The 17,946-nt window shown below is 36.9% G+C and carries 16 protein-coding genes and 1 other RNA gene; 12 read left to right on the top strand and 5 right to left on the bottom strand.

Annotated elements, in window-relative coordinates:
- Positions 1-108: 108 nt before the first annotated feature.
- The gene (gene gshB, locus PVV68_RS01855; protein WP_273720083.1) at positions 109-1,047 is read right to left on the bottom strand and encodes a glutathione synthase; all 939 of its coding nucleotides are present in this window, start codon (positions 1,045-1,047) and stop codon (positions 109-111) included.
- A gap of 85 nt (positions 1,048-1,132) precedes the next feature.
- Here gshB and PVV68_RS01850 point away from each other — a divergent pair, with 85 nt between their 5' ends.
- A complete protein-coding gene (locus PVV68_RS01850; protein ID WP_273720081.1) occupies positions 1,133-1,909 on the top strand; it encodes a molybdopterin-synthase adenylyltransferase MoeB in 777 nt (258 codons plus the stop codon).
- A 197-nt stretch (positions 1,910-2,106) separates the two neighbouring features.
- Here the strand turns inward: PVV68_RS01850 and PVV68_RS01845 are convergent, their stop codons facing one another.
- The 4 genes from PVV68_RS01845 to PVV68_RS01830 form a co-directional block, all read right to left on the bottom strand.
- Positions 2,107-2,277 (bottom strand): hypothetical protein, encoded by a 171-nt coding sequence (locus PVV68_RS01845; protein ID WP_273720080.1) that lies wholly within the window; start codon positions 2,275-2,277, stop codon positions 2,107-2,109.
- A gap of 523 nt (positions 2,278-2,800) precedes the next feature.
- Positions 2,801-4,036, bottom strand: a complete 1,236-nt coding sequence (locus PVV68_RS01840) for an MFS transporter (RefSeq protein ID WP_273720078.1) — start codon at positions 4,034-4,036, stop codon at positions 2,801-2,803.
- The gene (locus tag PVV68_RS01835) at positions 4,033-5,097 is read right to left on the bottom strand and encodes a ThiF family adenylyltransferase (protein ID WP_273720076.1); all 1,065 of its coding nucleotides are present in this window, start codon (positions 5,095-5,097) and stop codon (positions 4,033-4,035) included. The genes PVV68_RS01840 and PVV68_RS01835 overlap by 4 nt, the downstream gene beginning before the upstream one ends.
- 951 nt (positions 5,098-6,048) lie before the next feature.
- A complete protein-coding gene (locus PVV68_RS01830) occupies positions 6,049-6,621 on the bottom strand; it encodes a cytochrome c family protein (protein WP_273782594.1) in 573 nt (190 codons plus the stop codon).
- Between the two features lie 103 nt (positions 6,622-6,724).
- Here PVV68_RS01830 and PVV68_RS01825 point away from each other — a divergent pair, with 103 nt between their 5' ends.
- The 11 genes from PVV68_RS01825 to miaB all read left to right on the top strand — a co-directional run bounded on the left by PVV68_RS01825 (position 6,725) and on the right by miaB (position 17,810).
- Positions 6,725-7,456 carry a 3-deoxy-manno-octulosonate cytidylyltransferase gene (locus PVV68_RS01825; RefSeq protein ID WP_273720073.1) on the top strand — a complete coding sequence of 244 codons (732 nt, stop codon included), beginning with the start codon at positions 6,725-6,727 and terminating at the stop codon, positions 7,454-7,456.
- Positions 7,453-8,313, top strand: coding sequence for a prephenate dehydratase (locus PVV68_RS01820; RefSeq protein WP_273720072.1), 861 nt, complete (start codon positions 7,453-7,455; stop codon positions 8,311-8,313). The genes PVV68_RS01825 and PVV68_RS01820 overlap by 4 nt, the downstream gene beginning before the upstream one ends.
- Positions 8,314-8,822: 509 nt before the next feature.
- Positions 8,823-9,233 (top strand): hypothetical protein, encoded by a 411-nt coding sequence (locus tag PVV68_RS01815; RefSeq protein ID WP_273720071.1) that lies wholly within the window; start codon positions 8,823-8,825, stop codon positions 9,231-9,233.
- Between the two features lie 1,136 nt (positions 9,234-10,369).
- Positions 10,370-10,467: signal recognition particle sRNA small type (ffs, locus tag PVV68_RS01810), an RNA gene on the top strand.
- Between the two features lie 233 nt (positions 10,468-10,700).
- Complete coding sequence (locus tag PVV68_RS01805) at positions 10,701-12,641, top strand: DNA polymerase III subunit gamma/tau (protein WP_273720070.1); 1,941 nt, start codon at positions 10,701-10,703, stop codon at positions 12,639-12,641.
- A gap of 14 nt (positions 12,642-12,655) precedes the next feature.
- Positions 12,656-12,979 carry a YbaB/EbfC family nucleoid-associated protein gene (locus PVV68_RS01800; RefSeq protein WP_273720068.1) on the top strand — a complete coding sequence of 108 codons (324 nt, stop codon included), beginning with the start codon at positions 12,656-12,658 and terminating at the stop codon, positions 12,977-12,979.
- Positions 12,980-13,015: 36 nt separating this feature from the next.
- A complete protein-coding gene (recR, locus tag PVV68_RS01795) occupies positions 13,016-13,621 on the top strand; it encodes a recombination mediator RecR (protein WP_273720067.1) in 606 nt (201 codons plus the stop codon).
- Between the two features lie 76 nt (positions 13,622-13,697).
- The gene (locus PVV68_RS01790; RefSeq protein WP_273720066.1) at positions 13,698-14,726 is read left to right on the top strand and encodes a YeiH family protein; all 1,029 of its coding nucleotides are present in this window, start codon (positions 13,698-13,700) and stop codon (positions 14,724-14,726) included.
- 499 nt (positions 14,727-15,225) lie between these two features.
- On the top strand, positions 15,226-15,918 hold the full coding sequence (gene tsaB / locus PVV68_RS01785; protein ID WP_273720064.1) for a tRNA (adenosine(37)-N6)-threonylcarbamoyltransferase complex dimerization subunit type 1 TsaB: 693 nt from the start codon (positions 15,226-15,228) through the stop codon (positions 15,916-15,918).
- Positions 15,911-16,402 (top strand): ribosomal protein S18-alanine N-acetyltransferase, encoded by a 492-nt coding sequence (rimI, locus tag PVV68_RS01780; RefSeq protein ID WP_273720063.1) that lies wholly within the window; start codon positions 15,911-15,913, stop codon positions 16,400-16,402. Before tsaB ends, rimI begins: the two co-directional genes overlap by 8 nt.
- A gap of 31 nt (positions 16,403-16,433) precedes the next feature.
- The gene (miaB, locus tag PVV68_RS01775; RefSeq protein ID WP_273720062.1) at positions 16,434-17,810 is read left to right on the top strand and encodes a tRNA (N6-isopentenyl adenosine(37)-C2)-methylthiotransferase MiaB; all 1,377 of its coding nucleotides are present in this window, start codon (positions 16,434-16,436) and stop codon (positions 17,808-17,810) included.
- Positions 17,811-17,946 lie beyond the last annotated feature (136 nt).

Raw genomic sequence — 17,946 nt, 5'->3', positions numbered from 1 at the left:
ACATGACAATTTTAATTCTAGTTCATATTTGTAGCAGAACAAATATAAAAAGTAACATTAATGATTTTTTCTGAAAAAATCATGTTTGAACTCTGTGTTCAAATAAATTTAACTTGAACATTTCTCCTCAACAACATCCCAAAAAAGATGAGCAATATCTGTCCCACCAAAGCGTTTTATTTCACGAATTCCAGTAGGAGATGTTACATTGATTTCTGTTATATTATCTCCAATCACATCAATTCCCACAAAAAAAAGACCACGTTCCTTTAAAGCTGGACCAATACGTTGACAAATCTCATAATCACGTTTTGTTAAATCAATATTTTCTGCACACCCCCCAACATGCATATTCGAGCGAACATCCATTTCTGCAGCTATCCGATTGATCGCTCCAACAGGGGTACCCTCAAGCAAAATAATTCGTTTATCGCCTTTGCGCACTGCATTTAAATAACGCTGAACAATAAAAGGTTCGCGATAAATTTGTGCAAACATTTCCAAAAGCGATGCTAAATTGCGATCATCCTGTTTTAAATGAAAAACACCAGCCCCCCCATTACCATAAAGTGGTTTCACAATAATATCACCAAATGTGGCTCTAAAAGTCATTATTTCTTCAATATCTTTTGTAATTAAAGTTTCTGGCATCAAATCAGGAAATTCCGTGACAAAAATCTTTTCTGGACTATTGCGCACCCATGCTGGATCATTCACAACAAGAGTCTGAGGATGAATGCGTTCTAACAAATGCGTTGTCGTAATATAATTAAGATCAAAGGGAGGATCCTGCCGTAAAAGAATCACATCCATATCGCTCAATTGCGTACGACATGGCTTGCCTAATTGATAATGATTCCCTTCTTCATCACGTACCATTAATGATTCCAGCCATGCAATCACACAACCATCGCGCATAGATAAACGATCTGGTGTATAATGAAAAAGAGAGTGTCCGCGTTCTTGCGCTGCTAAAGCAAGTGCGAATGTTGTGTCCCCTTGAATCTGAATGGTTGAAATATGATCCATCTGAATGGCGATTTTCATAAATAAAAGCTCCTTATACTAAAAACAGACTGGTCTATGCGCTATAAATTCCGTACATAAAGAGAACTATGACGAGGGAAAGCCTATGATACAAGACACTGACACAAAATTAAGCAGTGAAGAAATTGAACGCTATGCACGTCACATCATTCTGCCTGAAATTGGTGGAGCGGGACAACAAAAGCTTAAAGCCGCACGTGTTCTTGTTGTTGGTGCTGGCGGTCTTGGCTCCCCTATCTTAACCTATTTAGCTGCCGCAGGCGTTGGTACTCTTGGAATTGTTGATGATGATATCGTTTCGCTTTCCAATTTACAACGCCAAGTGATTCATAAAACCAACACAATTCATCAACGTAAAACGGAGAGCGCCACTGCTTTTATCAAAGACATAAACCCCCATGTTAGCGTTGAAAAACATAATATCCACTTGGATAAAAGTAATGTGGATAAACTGATCAACGCCTACCACATTATTATTGATGGATGTGATAATTTTACCACACGTTATTTGCTTGCTGATCACGCTGCTCACTGTAAAAAACCCTTAATAAGTGGTGCTGTAGAACGTTTTAGCGGCTCACTGACAGTCCTTATGCCTTATAAAGACCATAATCCTCACTATCGCGACTTATTCCCCAGTCCGCCCGCCCCTGGTGTTGTCCCAACATGTGCTGAAATTGGAATCATCGGCATTTTACCTGGAGTGATCGGAACACTACAAGCCATGGAAGCCATTAAACTAATCACAAATATTGGCGAACCATTAGTAGGTAAAATTCTCTTCTATAATGGATTATCAGCGCAATTTAATGTCATTACCTATAAACGGTCAAATTCTAATAAAAATATCCATGCGCCTTAAGAATTTTAGGAAAATGTGCTCTTTTCTAATCCACAAACTTGTAACATTCTTACAAAATCTCCTGAAGCCGAAAACACCAATCTTTTACTGCAAATCACCAAAACGCTACAGAAGCTATTAAACTGATCATAAATATTGGCGAATTATTGATTAAGACAAATCTTTTCTAGAATGGATGGTCCGTATAATACTCATTCCTATAGGTAACAAAAATCTAAAAAGAATGCTGCTGTCATCAGACTTTCGTATAAAAATTTTTGGGGATAAGAAAAAATACGATCAGCAGAACCATATTCAACCATTTCTCCATTACGCTTCACAATCACTTCACGTGAAAGCGCTTTAATGACTTTCAAATCACGACTCATGAACAGATACCCAAAAATGATATTTTGGTTGTAGATGACGCAAAAGGTCAATAATCTGTGCTGCACACTTACATCAAGAGAAGCCGTAGGTTCATCAAGCATGATAAAACGTAGTTTAAGGATAACTGCATATGTAAAAGCGATGCGCTTTCTCTGTCTACGAGAAAACTCATGGGGATAACATAGCAGAGAAAAAGAACGAGGTAAATCTCATGCAAAGCGTCAATATATCAATAATCTCTTTTTTTTCATATCCTCACAACTTCTGTTAAAGTTCTTTTCTCTATACTCTAGAATGAAAGTAAAGTTGCAGTTTTTTAGAGAAATCTTAGAAACCGTGTTTGATGAAATAAAGCAAATTCAGCCATACAGAATTCTATATGATTTCAGTGCACTGTATTCAGTAATTTACATCATAGAAAAATTTCTGGCGACAAATTTTCCTGTTTCATTCGTAAAATAAATCCTGATTATTTTTCTGATCTCCAAAACTTCAGAAGCAAATATTTTTCAACTGTATTTGTCATATTGTTTTTTTCAAAATAGATTTACCAGAGAGCGACATCCACCTGATGGTGACCAAACCACATAGGAAAAAAGTTAAAGTCGGTAGTACAAGATAACAAGACGGTGAAATTTTTGCAGGAAGAAATGAAATAGCGCTTAACACCGTTATTGAAAATATTCTTCCACTGAAAGATACAGCACCAATAATACCAGAAATATGCCCAGTTTGTTTTTGGGTAAGCTCTGAGAAAAACAGACTCTTTGCTCCTATCGGTACAGTGCAAATAAATCCATGAATTAAAGAAAAGGCGATAATTGCTAGAACGGTTTGATTGCTATGGACAAAAAAATAAAGAGCAATACACATAAGGGCAGAGAAAAATGAAAAATATTTCATATAATCCTTATATTTTTTATCAAGTACGTGATACTTAGACATCAGTAAATTAGAAAAATATTGCGCTGAGAAAGCTCCAATATGGCAAAACATAAGTGTCAACATTTGCGAAGTGTTGAGGTGGCTAATCTTTCCACCAGAGAGTATTATTGGCTGCCAGAAGTGATAAATAATCTGAATACCAGCACTGAACAGACACATTAGCAAAATAAACCATGCTCCACCCACGGTGTTTTTAAATACCCAGAGCGTTTCCTTAGCATTTTGCAAGATCGTCTTTGTTTTTGTCCCTTCATTCACAGATGTTTTTTCTTCAGGAACAATAAGAAATATAAAGAAAATTACCCCCATCATGATGCCTGAGATAATATACCCCATAAAATATTGCCTAGAATAATAGATCGTTGCAATTCCTATGATACCACTGATAATGCTACCGAAAGAGTTTATCTGGTGAGAGAGATGTGCATAATACGAAAAGCGATCTTGTTGATGCCCTAGAAAATGATAAATCCATCCATCAATGGCGCTAGCAATGAGGCAAATTCCTGCTGCATAGAGGATTTGTGCAATGATAAGCGCTATCATATTAGGGGCTTGAAGACAGAGAAGATAAAACAATCCCGTCATAAAAAACCCAACCGTTACTGAATATTTACGCCGATATCTGTCAGCGAAAACAGCACAAGGAAAATCAAGAAGTAAAACGGTTACCGAAAAGGCGACTTGAAGTAAAGCCAATTGGGATAGAGTAACCCCCATAGACATGAGAAAAATAGCATGATAAACACCGATTAACATCCGTACCGCGTGATAAGATCCGTAGGTTACTGCAAGCGTTCGAGATCTGTTCATTGTTTTGTTCCACAAACTTTGCAGTGGGGGATCTTTTTAAAGGAGCGCTCTTCTGTGAAAAGCTTGCTACTCCATATTCCTATACGACGATCCGTGGAAAGGAGATCACCATAATTACCTAAAAATTTAAGAGCATCGTTAGCACACATAGCAGCTGAAAGAGCATTCACGGGAGAAAACGTTGCAACTTTAAAATTATGATTAATAGCAGCGCAAGCCTCATAGAGTAAACCGTCACTTTTTGGAGGAAGATTTCCTATGGATGAACCACATGCATAGCAACCAGTTTTTCCTGGTATGTAAAAAGGTCCAAACGCAGCTATATCATTGACATACCCAGAATTTATATAAGCTTGTTGATTCTTTACACACCACTCATTTACCCATGGCATCAACTGATCAGGTGTGTCAGCAGAAATAATCCATAAATCAGCTTTGGGTAATTTGTTGATATCCGTTTTGTCCATTATTGACATTTGTAGCTCAGTAACTTCACTCTCACTGTTTCTCTGCAATAATTCACGCCGAAGAACAGTGGTCTTAGGAAGTCCAACATCTTGTTCAGTAAAAAGAATTTGTCTGGTAAGGTTACTTATTTCGATCACATCATTGTCGACAAGAATTAATTTTCCCACGCCAGAGGATGCAAGTATCGCTGATACATGACTACCAATCCCACCACACCCTAAAATGACCACCATTTTTTGTGAAAGGGTATATTGAATGGTTTCTGGATCCATACCATAACTTTGATAATGGAGATGATTCCTTGAATATCGATTCTTGAAGATGTTGTCCGATGTCTTAGCCAAAACAAGAAAGTGGTTAGAAAAAAGAAAGTCAAATGCGTGGTTAAAGTCTTCTCTCAACATGATGGATGATAGCGCAGTGTAAGCTTCTTCCACCGTCTTTTTCTCAATCCACTGCGCTGCGATAAGTACTAAATTTTCCCAGTATTTTCTCTCCTTGATAATAAATTGTTTTGAGCCCGCACCAAAAATGGCATCCTCTTCACGAACAACAACACGGGTGTATTTTCCCAAAATATATTGCTGTTCCATACATTCTCCCCCCACATGTACTCATCAAAACAAACTCTTCCCTGAGAAATTGTCACAGGAAAAAGAATTCTTTTAAATTATTCATTAGTTACAAAATATATGATCCATAACACCCTCCCCTTAATCTCTTTTGTTATTTTCCAATTGTCTATAAAAAAATATTAATTGTCAGTACACTTTTATGACAGAGAGTGAATAATTTTATAAAATATTCATGAAACTCCTTCAAAAATAGAAAAGAAACAATACATAATTAGAACTCTCTTTTATATTCGAAAGATAAGCAAAACGTGTTCTTATCACGCTTTATTCCTAGAATAATTTATTGCTAACTTTAACAAAATTCAAATGATTTACCCTTTAAAATATTTATTTACTCCCTTTGATAGGGGCTAATATAGAGATGATATCAATTTTGTTTTCAAAAAAAACTCTCAAGGGAGTTTTTTAGTGTTTGTGTTTTCTAATTTGCTAATTATTTTTATCCAACACACTTATGGGCATATTTTGTTTTATTACTAACAAGAGAGGAAAAAGAAATGGAAATGGAAAAATATTTGTCACTCATGCCCAATTTCCAAGTGCTATTAAATTCAATGCACTCCCACTTCTTTAATGGATAAAATTTAAGTAACATGTTTTTACTCTTAAGAATAAAAACATGTTAACGAGACGATGTAATCTGAAAAATTAAATTGCTTTTTTCAGCATCATTAACCGCATAAATCTTAAAGTATTAATGGAATATTTTTATAATAAAAAACTATCGCATGCTAATAATAAACCAATGCGTTAAGGATAAATATCTGCATAATTCTTATGTAGCGGATTCCACTATGCAATAAAGGCAGATGAATTGAGTGGATTAAAAGCACATCGGAATACTCAAAAAAAATAAAAATCTAAAAATCAATCACGTCTCTTTCTAAAATGATTTACTTCTGAAATAGCTTAATCTTTGGTCTGATCTTGTTTGTCTTCTTTATTATCCATTGGTAAAGGAATGGGGTTATCAGATAAACTGCGTAAATAAAGCAAAAGATCTGCACGATCTTGATCATTTTTTATCCCACGAAAAGACATCGTTGTTCCTGGAAATGCTCTACGTGGTGATTGTAGATAACGATCTAAATTTGTAAAATCCCACCTTTGATGAGAATTTGCACGCAATGCCCGTGAATAAGCAAAGCTTGGTGACGCGGCTAAAGGACGATTCACTATGTCCCAAAGAACTGGACCAACACGACCAGCTTCATTGCGTCCCGAGATATGGCATATAGCACATTGGCGAAAAATTTTACGCCCATTTTCAAGATTACCCCGTTGAAGACGCTCATTTAATGATAAAGAAGGACTCGATACCTGTTGTTTTCCCTTGGATGTATCAATTTTTGTTACCGTATAAGAATGTTGAACCGATGGAGAGTTATCATAGACTATATCGCTAAGTGTGGAAATTCCCAGCAAAACAATCAAGACAAAGAGGCAAGAAACCACAAAATAAACAACTGTTGAGCGATTCATAAAAACTTAAACGTTCATCTTTTCATTACCATTCCTAGTTTAAGCTCTTTCCTTATAACATACAACATTATAAATACGTCACAATGGCATTTGGAACTTTGTAATGACGCTTGAACCAATTATTCTTATTCCCGCCCGTATGGGCTCAACCCGTCTACCCCAAAAAGCTCTCGCTGAGATTTCTGGAAAGCCTATGATTGTTCATGTTGCTGAACAAGCGAAAAAAGCTGCAATCGGACGGACTCTCGTAGCAACAGATCATAATGATATCGCCAAAGCCGTTACAGCTTATGGACATGAATGTATCATAACATGTGGCGATCATAAATCTGGTTCTGATCGCATTTATGAAGCTTTAATGCATATTGATCCTGAACAACGCTACAATACCATTTTGAATGTACAAGGTGATCTGCCAACAATAACGCCCTATGAAATTATCAGTGCTTTGCGCCCTTTGGAAAATAGCTTCACTGATATTGCAACCTTGGCTGCTAAAATCAATGAAGAAAATGAAAAGAGAGATCCGAATGTGGTCAAAATTATTGGTTCACCACTTTCTCAAAATCGCCTTCGTGCTCTTTACTTTACCCGCGCAACCGCGCCTTATGGAGATGGTCCCCTTTACCATCATATTGGGATATATGCTTATCGGCGTGGAGCATTGGAGAAATTTGTGGCGCTAAAACCTTCTCCACTTGAACAACGTGAAAAACTTGAACAATTACGCGCATTAGAGCATAATATGCGTATCGATGTAGAAATCATCGACACTATTCCCTTAAGCGTTGATACACAAAGTGACCTTGAAAGAGTACGTAAGATTTTAGCATGAAAGCACTTAAGAAAACCAATAAAATCTCTTTCCAAGGGGAATATGGTGCCAATTCTCATATCGCTTGCTCCAATATGTTCCCTGATATGGATGCTGTACCCTCAGCAACATTTGAAGAGGCCCTTAACTTAGTGGAAAGTGAGCAAGCTGATCTTGCTATGATCCCTATTGAAAATACTCTTGCTGGCCGTGTTGCGGATATTCATCATCTTTTACCACAATCATCCCTCTATATTATTGATGAATATTTTTTGCCTATTCATTTTCAACTCATGGTTTTACCTGGCGTTACGCATGATGAAATTAAAACCGTTCATAGCCATACGCATGCCCTTGCACAATGCCGGAAAATCATACGAAAAAATGGCTGGCTCCCTGTTGTTTCACCTGATACCGCTGGAGCTGCAAAATTTATTAAACAAAATGCAAAGCGTTCACAAGCAGCTTTGGCTCCTCTCATCGCAGCAGAACTCTATGGGCTTGATGTTCTTGAAAGAAATGTAGAAGATAATCCTCGTAATATTACTCGTTTTGTCATCCTTTCGCGTTCTCAACGCTCTGTGCCTAAACCACAAAATGGTGAAAAAATTATCACTAGCCTTCTTTTTCGCGTGCGCAATGTGCCCGCTGCTCTTTATAAAGCTCTAGGAGGATTTGCCACAAACGGCATCAATATGACAAAATTAGAAAGCTATCAAATTGGTGGAAATTTCAATGCAACACAATTTTTTGTTGACATCGAAGGACATCCTGAAGATCCCATGATGCAACTTGCTTTAGAAGAGCTATCTTTCTTCTCTGCTGAACTTCGCATTATCGGCATTTATCCGGCTCAAAACGATCGCACACCTCTATGAAAATAATTCAATTGTATCACTTTTCATAGACAAGGCAGGCTCTTTTCTTGCTAACATAACTTTATCATAAACACTGAAAAAATGAGCTATCCCACCACTTCATGGACATTTTCAATTTTCCGGATAATATTTTCCATGAATAACATATATAAGTAAAAGAACATAAATTCGGCAGGAGAAAAAATACAAGCACAAAGGCAAAATTTGCCTTAGCAATCCTATTTCTCCCATACAAAAAGCTCTTTGGAAAGATATGTATCATCTATGGCAATTTATTTTAAAGGGATGCGCGCCAATCTCCCAACTAAGCTAACACAACCATTGAAATTTCTTTTAGAAGACATCAAACAGGAATAATTTAAATTGTCTTGAATTCAAGCAATATCAAAACGATTTTTATAAAGCTAAAAACTGCAATTTTGCCCTGTTTTTCATAGTAAAATTTGATCTTTTATATTGATGAAAACTCCTTTATGATTAACCCTATTTTAGAACAAAAGGGAAAAATAATGAAAAAAATTATCACTCAAGGATTATTCGCCGTCAATATTCTCGCGTGCTCCAATGTTGCATTTGCTGGATTTGGTGAGAGAGCGTGGAATTTTGCGCCAAGTGAAAGTGTTACTATTGGTACGCCCGATAATACAATGCATCAAGGTGTTGAATATGCTTGCAAAGCATTTAAACCTAAAAAAGCATCCTTTTCTTTATCGTACTCTTCCCCTTCTGACTTGGACAAACTTAAAATTGTTGCGGATGATGAAAAGAAAATAAAACATGATAAAGAACATAAGCTCTTTACACTCAAAGGTATAAAATCTCTCCATATAAGTTTTCCATCATCAGGACATTATATTTTTAAAAATATTACTAAGAAAAAAATTATTGGAATAGACTGTGATACAGGGGATTACAATTAATAATATTCTAACAATACCTGGGCTTGCATGATTTTATAACAATGCTGGAGTAAGCTTTTTTGAAATCAAGCGTTGTACATTATCAACGCTTGATTTTTAGGGAGATTAAACTTTGTGCTTGGTTCGTAAAATCACGCTGTTCAGAAAAATAAAATAAAAAAACTGAATAGTGAACGCCTTTTGCTGCCAATGAATTATTTTGTATTTTGATTATCAGAGTATTTTAAAATGAGAATATTGCATTCATCCTTGCCATGAAGATCATCTTAAAATGCTATAAACTCTCTTTATAATTTAACTTATTAAATCACCTATCTACTTCTTTTTGCTCCTGCATTTTTTTATCATGCCTTGAGAGAATATGACAACAAGTTTCATAAGGTATAACTTACTATTTCTATTAAACTTTTTAAGGTACGCAATGTAAAATTGGTTACCTCCTCCCACTTCAAAAGACGAAGATTTCTAATCATATCCGTCTATAAAAAATCAAGCTTCTTATCTCACGGTTGCCACCTGCTAACCACTCAATGTATTTCATTTCTACAAGAATCTACGTGCAAGCTCTGCCCTAAATATTCACACCATTGCTTTAAAATACTTAATGTGTAAAGTTTTACATACCTTATATCACCTCACCTTAAATGATAGTGTTTTACAGTATAACTAGATAAAGCTTTGAAATAAGATTTTCAAACATGTGTCTATTCGCATAGAGATTCTTGATACATTGATTCTAATATTTTTTTGAATGCTGCTTAAATCTTCTTAGAACAAACCATTTAAAAATTTCATAGACGTGCCAACAGTTCATGTTGCAATGGATAAGAAGATTTAATTGTGAAGCTCTTGCGACAAGCACAGGCTTCTTTGCTTAAAGAAATTCAAAAAAATAAATTCCTCCTCCTTTAACGAAACTTTAGTCAATAAACATCTCCTTAATGTCGAACAATATAACCATCTTGTTCATAGCAAATCAAATAGAATGCGCTCTTCCCATAAAAATTGATGAATCTCCATCACCCTTGTCGCCCATAATACCAGAATGAAGCACAAAGGAAAAATTCTTCATTGTTCGCAGCATATTTCTTGTTTCTTAGCTTGATTTTTCATTTTAAATCGACAATATGAGCATGGGAGGTTGGTGATGGACGAACTGCTCGCCAACTGGGTCAGGTCTGGAAAGAAGCAGCCCCAACGGGTTTTTGTACGGGTCATTGTACCAGCCTCCTACTTCTTTCTGTAAATTACGTTTTTTTTGTTTCTTCGTGAAGTGTTTTCAATTTTCAAAGCAGCGTTGTGCAAGAAGCCAATAAAAGGTTTGGGGCTGTCTTTAAGAAAATTGTCCTATTCCTTCAAAAAATAAATTGATTGAGAAAAAATCCTTTTATATTAGACTATGATATTAATCTGTGCCTTTGTATTATCGAACTATACGCATAAAGAGCTTCAAAGTTGGAATCGTTGATGGAAAATATGCCGGTAGAAACAACCTATCGTGTTCTTGCTCGCAAATATCGGCCTCAAAATTTCTCTGACCTTATTGGTCAAGAAGCTATGGTGCGTACCCTTACAAATGCCTTTGAAACAGGTCGCATTGCACAAGCGTGGATGCTAACAGGAATTCGTGGAGTTGGCAAAACAACCACAGCACGTATTTTGGCACGTGCACTCAATTACAAAACAAAAGATATTGACCAACCAACAACCGTATTAAATACACTTGGTGAACATTGCACACAAATCATTGAAGGACGCCATATCGATGTTATAGAAATGGATGCGGCTTCGCATACGGGTATTGATGATATTCGTGAAATCATTGAACAAATACGTTATCGTCCTGTTTCTGCTCGCTATAAAGTTTATATTATTGATGAAGTGCATATGCTCTCAACGCAGGCATTTAATGGTCTCTTAAAAACACTTGAAGAACCACCAGCGCATGTAAAATTTATTTTTGCAACGACAGAAATTCGCAAAGTTCCTATTACCATTCTTTCACGTTGTCAGCGTTTTGACTTACGACGTGTTGAAGCAAAAGTTTTGAGTACACATTTGTACCAAATTGCAAAATATGAAAAGGTAGAAGTGGAAGAGCAAGCGCTCTCCATGATTGCTCGTGCTGCAGAAGGCTCTGTACGTGATGCATTATCCATTTTTGATCAAGCAATTGCTCATAGCAATGGGAATGTTAGTGCTGTTGCAGTGCGTGCAATGCTAGGGCTAGCTGATCAAGCACGTATTATTGATCTCTTTGAATTCATCATGAAGGGCAACGTTGTAAATGCCTTGCATGAATTACGTAGCCAATATGATGCAGGGGCTGATCCTCTCACGATATTGACAGAATTAGCCGATTTCAATCATCTGGTCACACGTCTCCGTTTTACTCCAGAGATAGCCGAAGATCTCTCACTGACCGAAGAGGAACGCTTAAGAAGCTTAAGCTTTTCACAAAAACTTTCCGTCCCTGTGTTATCTCGAAATTGGCAAATGTTACTCAAAGGCTTACAAGAGGTAAGTCAGACAGCGCACCCACTTCAAGCTACTGAAATGTTGCTTATTCGCCTTGCTCACACTGCTGATTTGCCTACTCTTGATGAAGCCTTAAAAAAACTTAGCCAAGAAAAAACATCTCTCACAATCGTCCCAAACGCATCTCATCAAGAGTCCACAAATGCAAATAATACGACAAAAGTAACAACTCTATATGCCGATTCTTCCCAAAACGTTTCAAACGTGCCAGCTAATCAATCTGATTTCAAACCATCCGTAGGCAAACAACTTAGCCACTCCTTACAAGAAAAAGAGACAGCTAAAACTCAAGTTTTTGAAAGTACCAACACTCCTGAAATAACAGACACTCTTGAAACTTCAAAGTCTGTTAAGCTTTCTGAAGATATTACGCATTTATCACATTCCTCTAGGAGGAATGCAGAAGAAATTACTGTATCGCAAACCACTGTTATCAATTCCTTGCACGATATTGTTAAATTAGCTGAACAGTATAATGAGATGCCTTTCAAACTCCTTATTAAAGAATTTGTGCATCCTGTTTCCTTTAAACCAGGGCATATTACCTTGAGGCTTTCTGAAGACGCTCCACATTCACTTGCTTGTGATATAGAAAAAATGCTTTTTCAATGGACAAAAAAACGCTGGACTGTAACCTTTGTCAGTGAAGGGGGAGGACCAACCTTACAGGAAGAAAGTATAGCTGTCCAAAAGACTCTTTTTTCCAATGCAGAAACAGATCCTGATATCGCAAAAATACTTAACCATTTCCCAGAAGCGAAAATTGTCGATATTCGCCTGAATAAACAAGAAAATGACCTTGATTTACCATCTAATAGCTTTAGAAATATTGATACTTTTGAAAATGAACGTGAAACTAATGATGAATAAGGATACCCATTTCTATGCGTGACATGATGAGCATGATGAAAAAAGCCAAAGAAATGCAAGAAAAAATGCAAACAATTCAGGAGGAACTGAAAAAAATTGAAGTCATGGGTTCTGCTGGAGGAGGACTTGTCAACATCACTTTAAACGGCCAAAATGTTATAACGGCGGTTCACATTGATCCTTCACTACTTACGCCTGAGGAAGTTGAAGTCCTTGAAGATCTCATTATGGCAGCCTATAATGAAGCCAAAGCAAAGATGGAAGCTATTGTAGCAGAAAAAACCAAAAGTATAACAGCAGGATTACCGCTTCCATCAGGTTTCAAACTACCATTTTAATGAAGCATATTTTATTTAATCCCATGGGACAACAATATGTCTAAACACATTGCAGGACCTGAAATCGAGCGTCTTATTCAACTTTTAGCACGGTTACCAGGTCTTGGTCCACGCTCTGCCCGCCGTGCAGCACTTTACCTTATCAAAAAAAAGGAAACACTGCTGGAACCTTTGGGAGCAGCAATACAGGAAACTGTAAATAAAGTTTGCATTTGTTCTATTTGTGGAAATGTAGATACAATTGATCCTTGTTCGATTTGTACAGATCCACGCCGTGATGATACAACAATTATTGTTGTTGAGGATATCGCTGATCTGTGGGCTTTAGAGCGTGCAAAAACTCTCGCCGCACGTTATCATGTACTAGGTGGACGTCTTTCTCCCTTAGATGGAATAGGCCCTGATGAACTTAATATCACTTCTTTAATACAACGCGTTGTACAAAATTCAATTATAGAGATTATTCTGGCTGTCAATGCTACTGTTGAGGGACAAACGACAGCGCACTATATCACAGATCAGCTTTCCAACTTTTCAGTTAAAGTGACCCGACTTGCCCATGGAGTGCCTGTAGGAGGTGAGCTTGATTATCTTGATGATGGAACTTTAGCAGCAGCCTTACAAGCAAGAACAAATCTTTAAAAACTTTTTGCTCTTAGCTGTTGTCTCTTCTATTTGCTATCATTGCTCATTGTTCTTTTTTGGGGGAAATATTAAATTGGTAAAGAAAAATCTCTCACTTTTAAACGACTTTTTTCCTGGTATCTTGATATGTTTACTCATATCAGCATTAGCATATGGTCTAGAAGTTGTAGAAAAACAGCTTTTTGGGCAAGCATGGCTCGAAAGTCTGGTTTTAGCAATTATTTTAGGATCGATTATCCGTAGTTGTTTTACTTTGCCAACATATTTTCAAAAAGGTATAACCTTTTGTGCAAAAACACTTCTTGAATTTGCTATTGTTCTTCTAGGAGCAAGCATTAGCATACACGCCGTTTTTTCAGCCGGTTGGAGTTTGCTTGCTAGCATCATATTCGTTATATTTGTAACTATTCTTATAAGTTTTTTTATTGGCCGAATTTTCGGGCTTTCTTCACATTTAGCAATGCTGGTTGCTTGTGGTAACGCTATTTGTGGTAATTCCGCTATTGTTGCCGTTGCCCCTGTCATTAAAGCAAAACATGAAGAAGTCGCTGCATCAATTGCTTTTACCGCCCTTTTAGGAATCCTTATTATTTTACTTCTTCCTGTTTTACATCCTCTCCTCAATTTGTCATTGAGTCAATATGGTGTGCTTGCAGGCATGGTGGTATATGCCGTACCACAAGTTTTGGCAGCAACAGCATCTGTTTCTTTTATAAGTGTTCAAATTGCAACAGTTGTTAAATTGGTGCGTGTTCTCATGCTGGGTCCTGTTATTTTTGCCTTGTCAATTATTTATCACCGATCAGCCCAAACCCGCTTGCGCCTACACACTCTTGTTCCATGGTTTATCATTGGCTTTATTATTATGATGTTGATCCGCTCCAGCGATCTTATTCCTGAAAGCGCTCTTATACCCATACGATTTATCGCTCAGTTGTTCACTGTCATTTCAATGGCAGCTTTGGGACTAGGCGTTGATATCCGATCCTTAAAAAAAGCAGGATGGCGTGTCATCTTGGCTTCAACCTGCTCCATACTTATCCTTGGAATTTGTAGTCTTATCATGATACAATTGAATGATTTAAGTCATATTACATTTTGAAATATGTGTTCTCAAATATTTTTACTTTTTTCAGCCTACTATACAATCATCCCGTAGATTTACCAATATTGGAAAGCTCTTCTATTAAACCAAGTGAAAAATTATAAAAATTTTCTTATCATTTCAGATAAAAATGAAATGCACTTTTGATATACGTAGCAAACTGTTAAACTGCTTTACAGCACATAATTATTTGCCATAAACAGTGTATAGAAATATACAATGTATAAAAATTACTTTTTTATTTTATCACTCTCATCTCAATACAGACTATGTTCTTATCGGAGAAAAACAAATGTGACTTCAAAATTTCTCCTTTCAAATTTCTTTTACGCACTATAATTTACAAAAGGATGTGAATGACAATCAAATCCGTATCCAAGAAAAAAGATATTGCTGCTTATTTGCACTAGCAATCTTCTTCAATTATTACAAAATGAAAAAACTAAAAAGCACGATAGACCTTTTGTTTATCATTTTATTCAACTAAAGTATATTTATGCTTATTCTTGCTATAGACACTGCTTCAATTTATTGCGCCGTTGCGCTCGTTCGTCATAAATCTATCATCGCGCATATCAATGAACGCATGCAAAAGGGGCATGCAGAAAAGCTTATGGGACATATTATACAAGTCATGATACAAGCCAACATGACCCTTAATCAAGTTGATCGTATTGCTGTCAATATTGGACCTGGATCTTTCACTGGTGTGCGTGTGGGGGTTTCCACAGCACGCGCTTTAGCGTTAGCGCTTGAGATACCAGCTGTCGGAATAAGTGCCCTGGAAGCATTAGCAGCACAAACAAAAACCAGTACAAATACTGCATCAGCAATCACTGTCGTCATTGAAGCAGGAAGAGATATGTTCTACCATCAAAACTTCAATGAAGATTTGACACCTTTAGGAGAACCAGGATTAAAAACAATTGAGGATATCATCGAAGGTTTACCACAACAAACGAGATTAACCGGTCCAGCAACTGATATTATTGCACAGCGTATTATAGACAATAAGATAAATAAAAAAATCATACGAGACCAAAGCTTTTGTGAGGCAGCAGACATTGTAAGTTATGCCCATCTTGCTGCAAACAAACAACCAAAAGATCCACCCCGCCCGCTCTATTTACGTAATGCCGATGCAAAACAACAAACTGGTTTTGCATTACCACGAAAAAATAATGTCTAAATTTTTATTGCTAAAAAAGCTTTTTGAGGTTTCTCCACTCCAAATTGATGATAGTGCTTCTCTTCATCAAATCCATCACTCTTGTTTTTTTCCTGCTTGGGAAAAGCAAGCTTTTGATGATTTCTTAACAGATTGTTCTATCTTTGGATACAAAGCCTCTCTCATTGAAAAACCTGAACAAATTGTAGGCTTTTGCCTTTGCCGTCTTATTCTTGATGAAGCAGAAATTATCACAATTGCTGTTCACCCTGATTTTCATCGACACGGTATTGGTTCCTTGCTTATTGATCGCACACTTCACCATCTGCATAATGCGCGTGCTCTTAAACTCTTCTTAGAAGTAGAAGAAACAAATCTTTCTGCTTTGAACCTTTACCAACGTTTTAAATTTCAAAAAATTTCTAAACGCCCTGCTTACTATCAAACAAAAAATAGCCGAGTGGACGCAATCGTTATGGAAAAAACTTTTCAGCAAACAGATTGAGATTTATATCAAAAACATTTAGACACATGCTATGAATAAAGCAGATCCTAAAAATATACCTCCTGTTCCTCCTAAAAAGGTTTTTATCAAAACCTATGGATGCCAAATGAATGTTTATGATAGCCAGCGAATGACTGATAGTCTCAGTGCGCAAGGTTATGTTACGACACAAACGCCAAATGATGCTGATCTTATTCTTGTTAATACTTGTCATATTCGCGAAAAAGCAGCAGAAAAACTTTATTCGGATCTTGGTCGTTTGCGGGTGATACGTCAAGAACGGAGCCCCGATAAACCCTTGATGATTGGTGTGACTGGTTGTGTTGCTCAAGCTGAGGGGAGTGAAATTTTACGCCGTGCTCCAACCGTGGATCTCGTTATTGGTCCACAAATGTATCACCGCTTACCAGATTTGTTAGAAAAAGCAAAACAGGGGAAAAAAATTATCGAAACAGACTATGCTGTTGAAGATAAATTTGCTCACTTACCGCCGCATAATAAACGTGCTGTCAGAAAACGGGGCGTTAGTGCATTTTTAACAGTACAAGAAGGATGCGATAAATTTTGCACTTTTTGTGTTGTTCCTTACACACGCGGTGCCGAAATATCACGACCTGTCGAACAAATTACCGAAGAAGCACGCCAACTTATTGAAGCAGGTGTCAAAGAAATTACGCTGCTTGGACAAAATGTAAATGGTTGGCATGGACAAAGTGCAAATGGTAAAACTTGGCGTCTTGGTGATCTTCTCTATCATCTTGCCAAACTAGATGGTTTAAAACGTCTGCGTTACACCACCAGCCACCCACGAGATATGGATGATAGCCTTATTGCCGCGCATCGAGATCTTGACATATTGATGCCTTATCTCCATTTGCCTGTTCAATCAGGTTCGGATCGCATCTTAAAAGCAATGAATCGCCAACATAAAAGCATTGATTATCTTCAACTTATCGAAAAAATTCGCACCGCACGACCCGATATTGCTTTTTCAGGCGATTTTATTGTAGGATTTCCAGGAGAAACAGACGAAGATTTTGAAGAAACCATTAAACTTGTTAAACAGGTTCACTATAGTTCAGCTTATTCTTTTAAATATTCACCCCGCCCTGGAACAGTTGGTGCAACAATGAAGAATCATGTTGATGAGACTGTAAAAGATGCGAGACTCCAGCATTTACAAGTTCTGCTCCTTGAGCAACAAGATGCATTTTTGCGTTCTAAAATTGGTCAAACAACCGATGTTCTCATCGAAAAAGCTGGGCGTCACGAAGGACAAATGGTAGGACGTTCACCTTGGCTTTTGCCCGTTGTCGTGAATACAGACGCTATGACAGGAGATGTAGTGGCAATTCATATTAAAAATACAAGTTCAAACAGCTTTGTTGGTGAAATGGCAAATGTGTAAATATGCCTTTCATGCCTCGTTCACAACAGAGATTTTAAAAAGCTCTTTTATTTTTGAAGAAAATGATTACATTTAAACCATGCATTCTATAAAAATATATTGTTTTCTATAAAGTTTATTGCAGGAAGTATGCAGA

This window comes from Bartonella sp. ML69XJBT, assembly GCF_028618515.1.
In the GTDB taxonomy this organism is placed as follows: domain Bacteria; phylum Pseudomonadota; class Alphaproteobacteria; order Rhizobiales; family Rhizobiaceae; genus Bartonella.
The sequence above is the reverse complement of the archived record's forward strand: the minus strand, read 5'-3'. Positions and strand labels throughout refer to the sequence as shown.

Excerpts from the sequence above, each read along its gene's own strand:
- gshB (WP_273720083.1), bottom strand. The coding sequence starts at position 1,047 with ATGAAAATCGCCATTCAGATGGATCATATTTCAACCATTCAGATTCAA.
- PVV68_RS01850 (WP_273720081.1), top strand. The coding sequence starts at position 1,133 with ATGATACAAGACACTGACACAAAATTAAGCAGTGAAGAAATTGAACGC.
- PVV68_RS01845 (WP_273720080.1), bottom strand. The coding sequence starts at position 2,277 with ATGAGTCGTGATTTGAAAGTCATTAAAGCGCTTTCACGTGAAGTGATT.
- PVV68_RS01840 (WP_273720078.1), bottom strand. The coding sequence starts at position 4,036 with ATGAACAGATCTCGAACGCTTGCAGTAACCTACGGATCTTATCACGCG.
- PVV68_RS01835 (WP_273720076.1), bottom strand. The coding sequence starts at position 5,097 with ATGGAACAGCAATATATTTTGGGAAAATACACCCGTGTTGTTGTTCGT.
- PVV68_RS01830 (WP_273782594.1), bottom strand. The coding sequence starts at position 6,621 with ATGAATCGCTCAACAGTTGTTTATTTTGTGGTTTCTTGCCTCTTTGTC.
- PVV68_RS01825 (WP_273720073.1), top strand. The coding sequence starts at position 6,725 with ATGACGCTTGAACCAATTATTCTTATTCCCGCCCGTATGGGCTCAACC.
- PVV68_RS01820 (WP_273720072.1), top strand. The coding sequence starts at position 7,453 with ATGAAAGCACTTAAGAAAACCAATAAAATCTCTTTCCAAGGGGAATAT.
- PVV68_RS01815 (WP_273720071.1), top strand. The coding sequence starts at position 8,823 with ATGAAAAAAATTATCACTCAAGGATTATTCGCCGTCAATATTCTCGCG.
- PVV68_RS01805 (WP_273720070.1), top strand. The coding sequence starts at position 10,701 with ATGGAAAATATGCCGGTAGAAACAACCTATCGTGTTCTTGCTCGCAAA.
- PVV68_RS01800 (WP_273720068.1), top strand. The coding sequence starts at position 12,656 with ATGCGTGACATGATGAGCATGATGAAAAAAGCCAAAGAAATGCAAGAA.
- recR (WP_273720067.1), top strand. The coding sequence starts at position 13,016 with ATGTCTAAACACATTGCAGGACCTGAAATCGAGCGTCTTATTCAACTT.
- tsaB (WP_273720064.1), top strand. The coding sequence starts at position 15,226 with ATGCTTATTCTTGCTATAGACACTGCTTCAATTTATTGCGCCGTTGCG.
- rimI (WP_273720063.1), top strand. The coding sequence starts at position 15,911 with ATGTCTAAATTTTTATTGCTAAAAAAGCTTTTTGAGGTTTCTCCACTC.
- miaB (WP_273720062.1), top strand. The coding sequence starts at position 16,434 with ATGAATAAAGCAGATCCTAAAAATATACCTCCTGTTCCTCCTAAAAAG.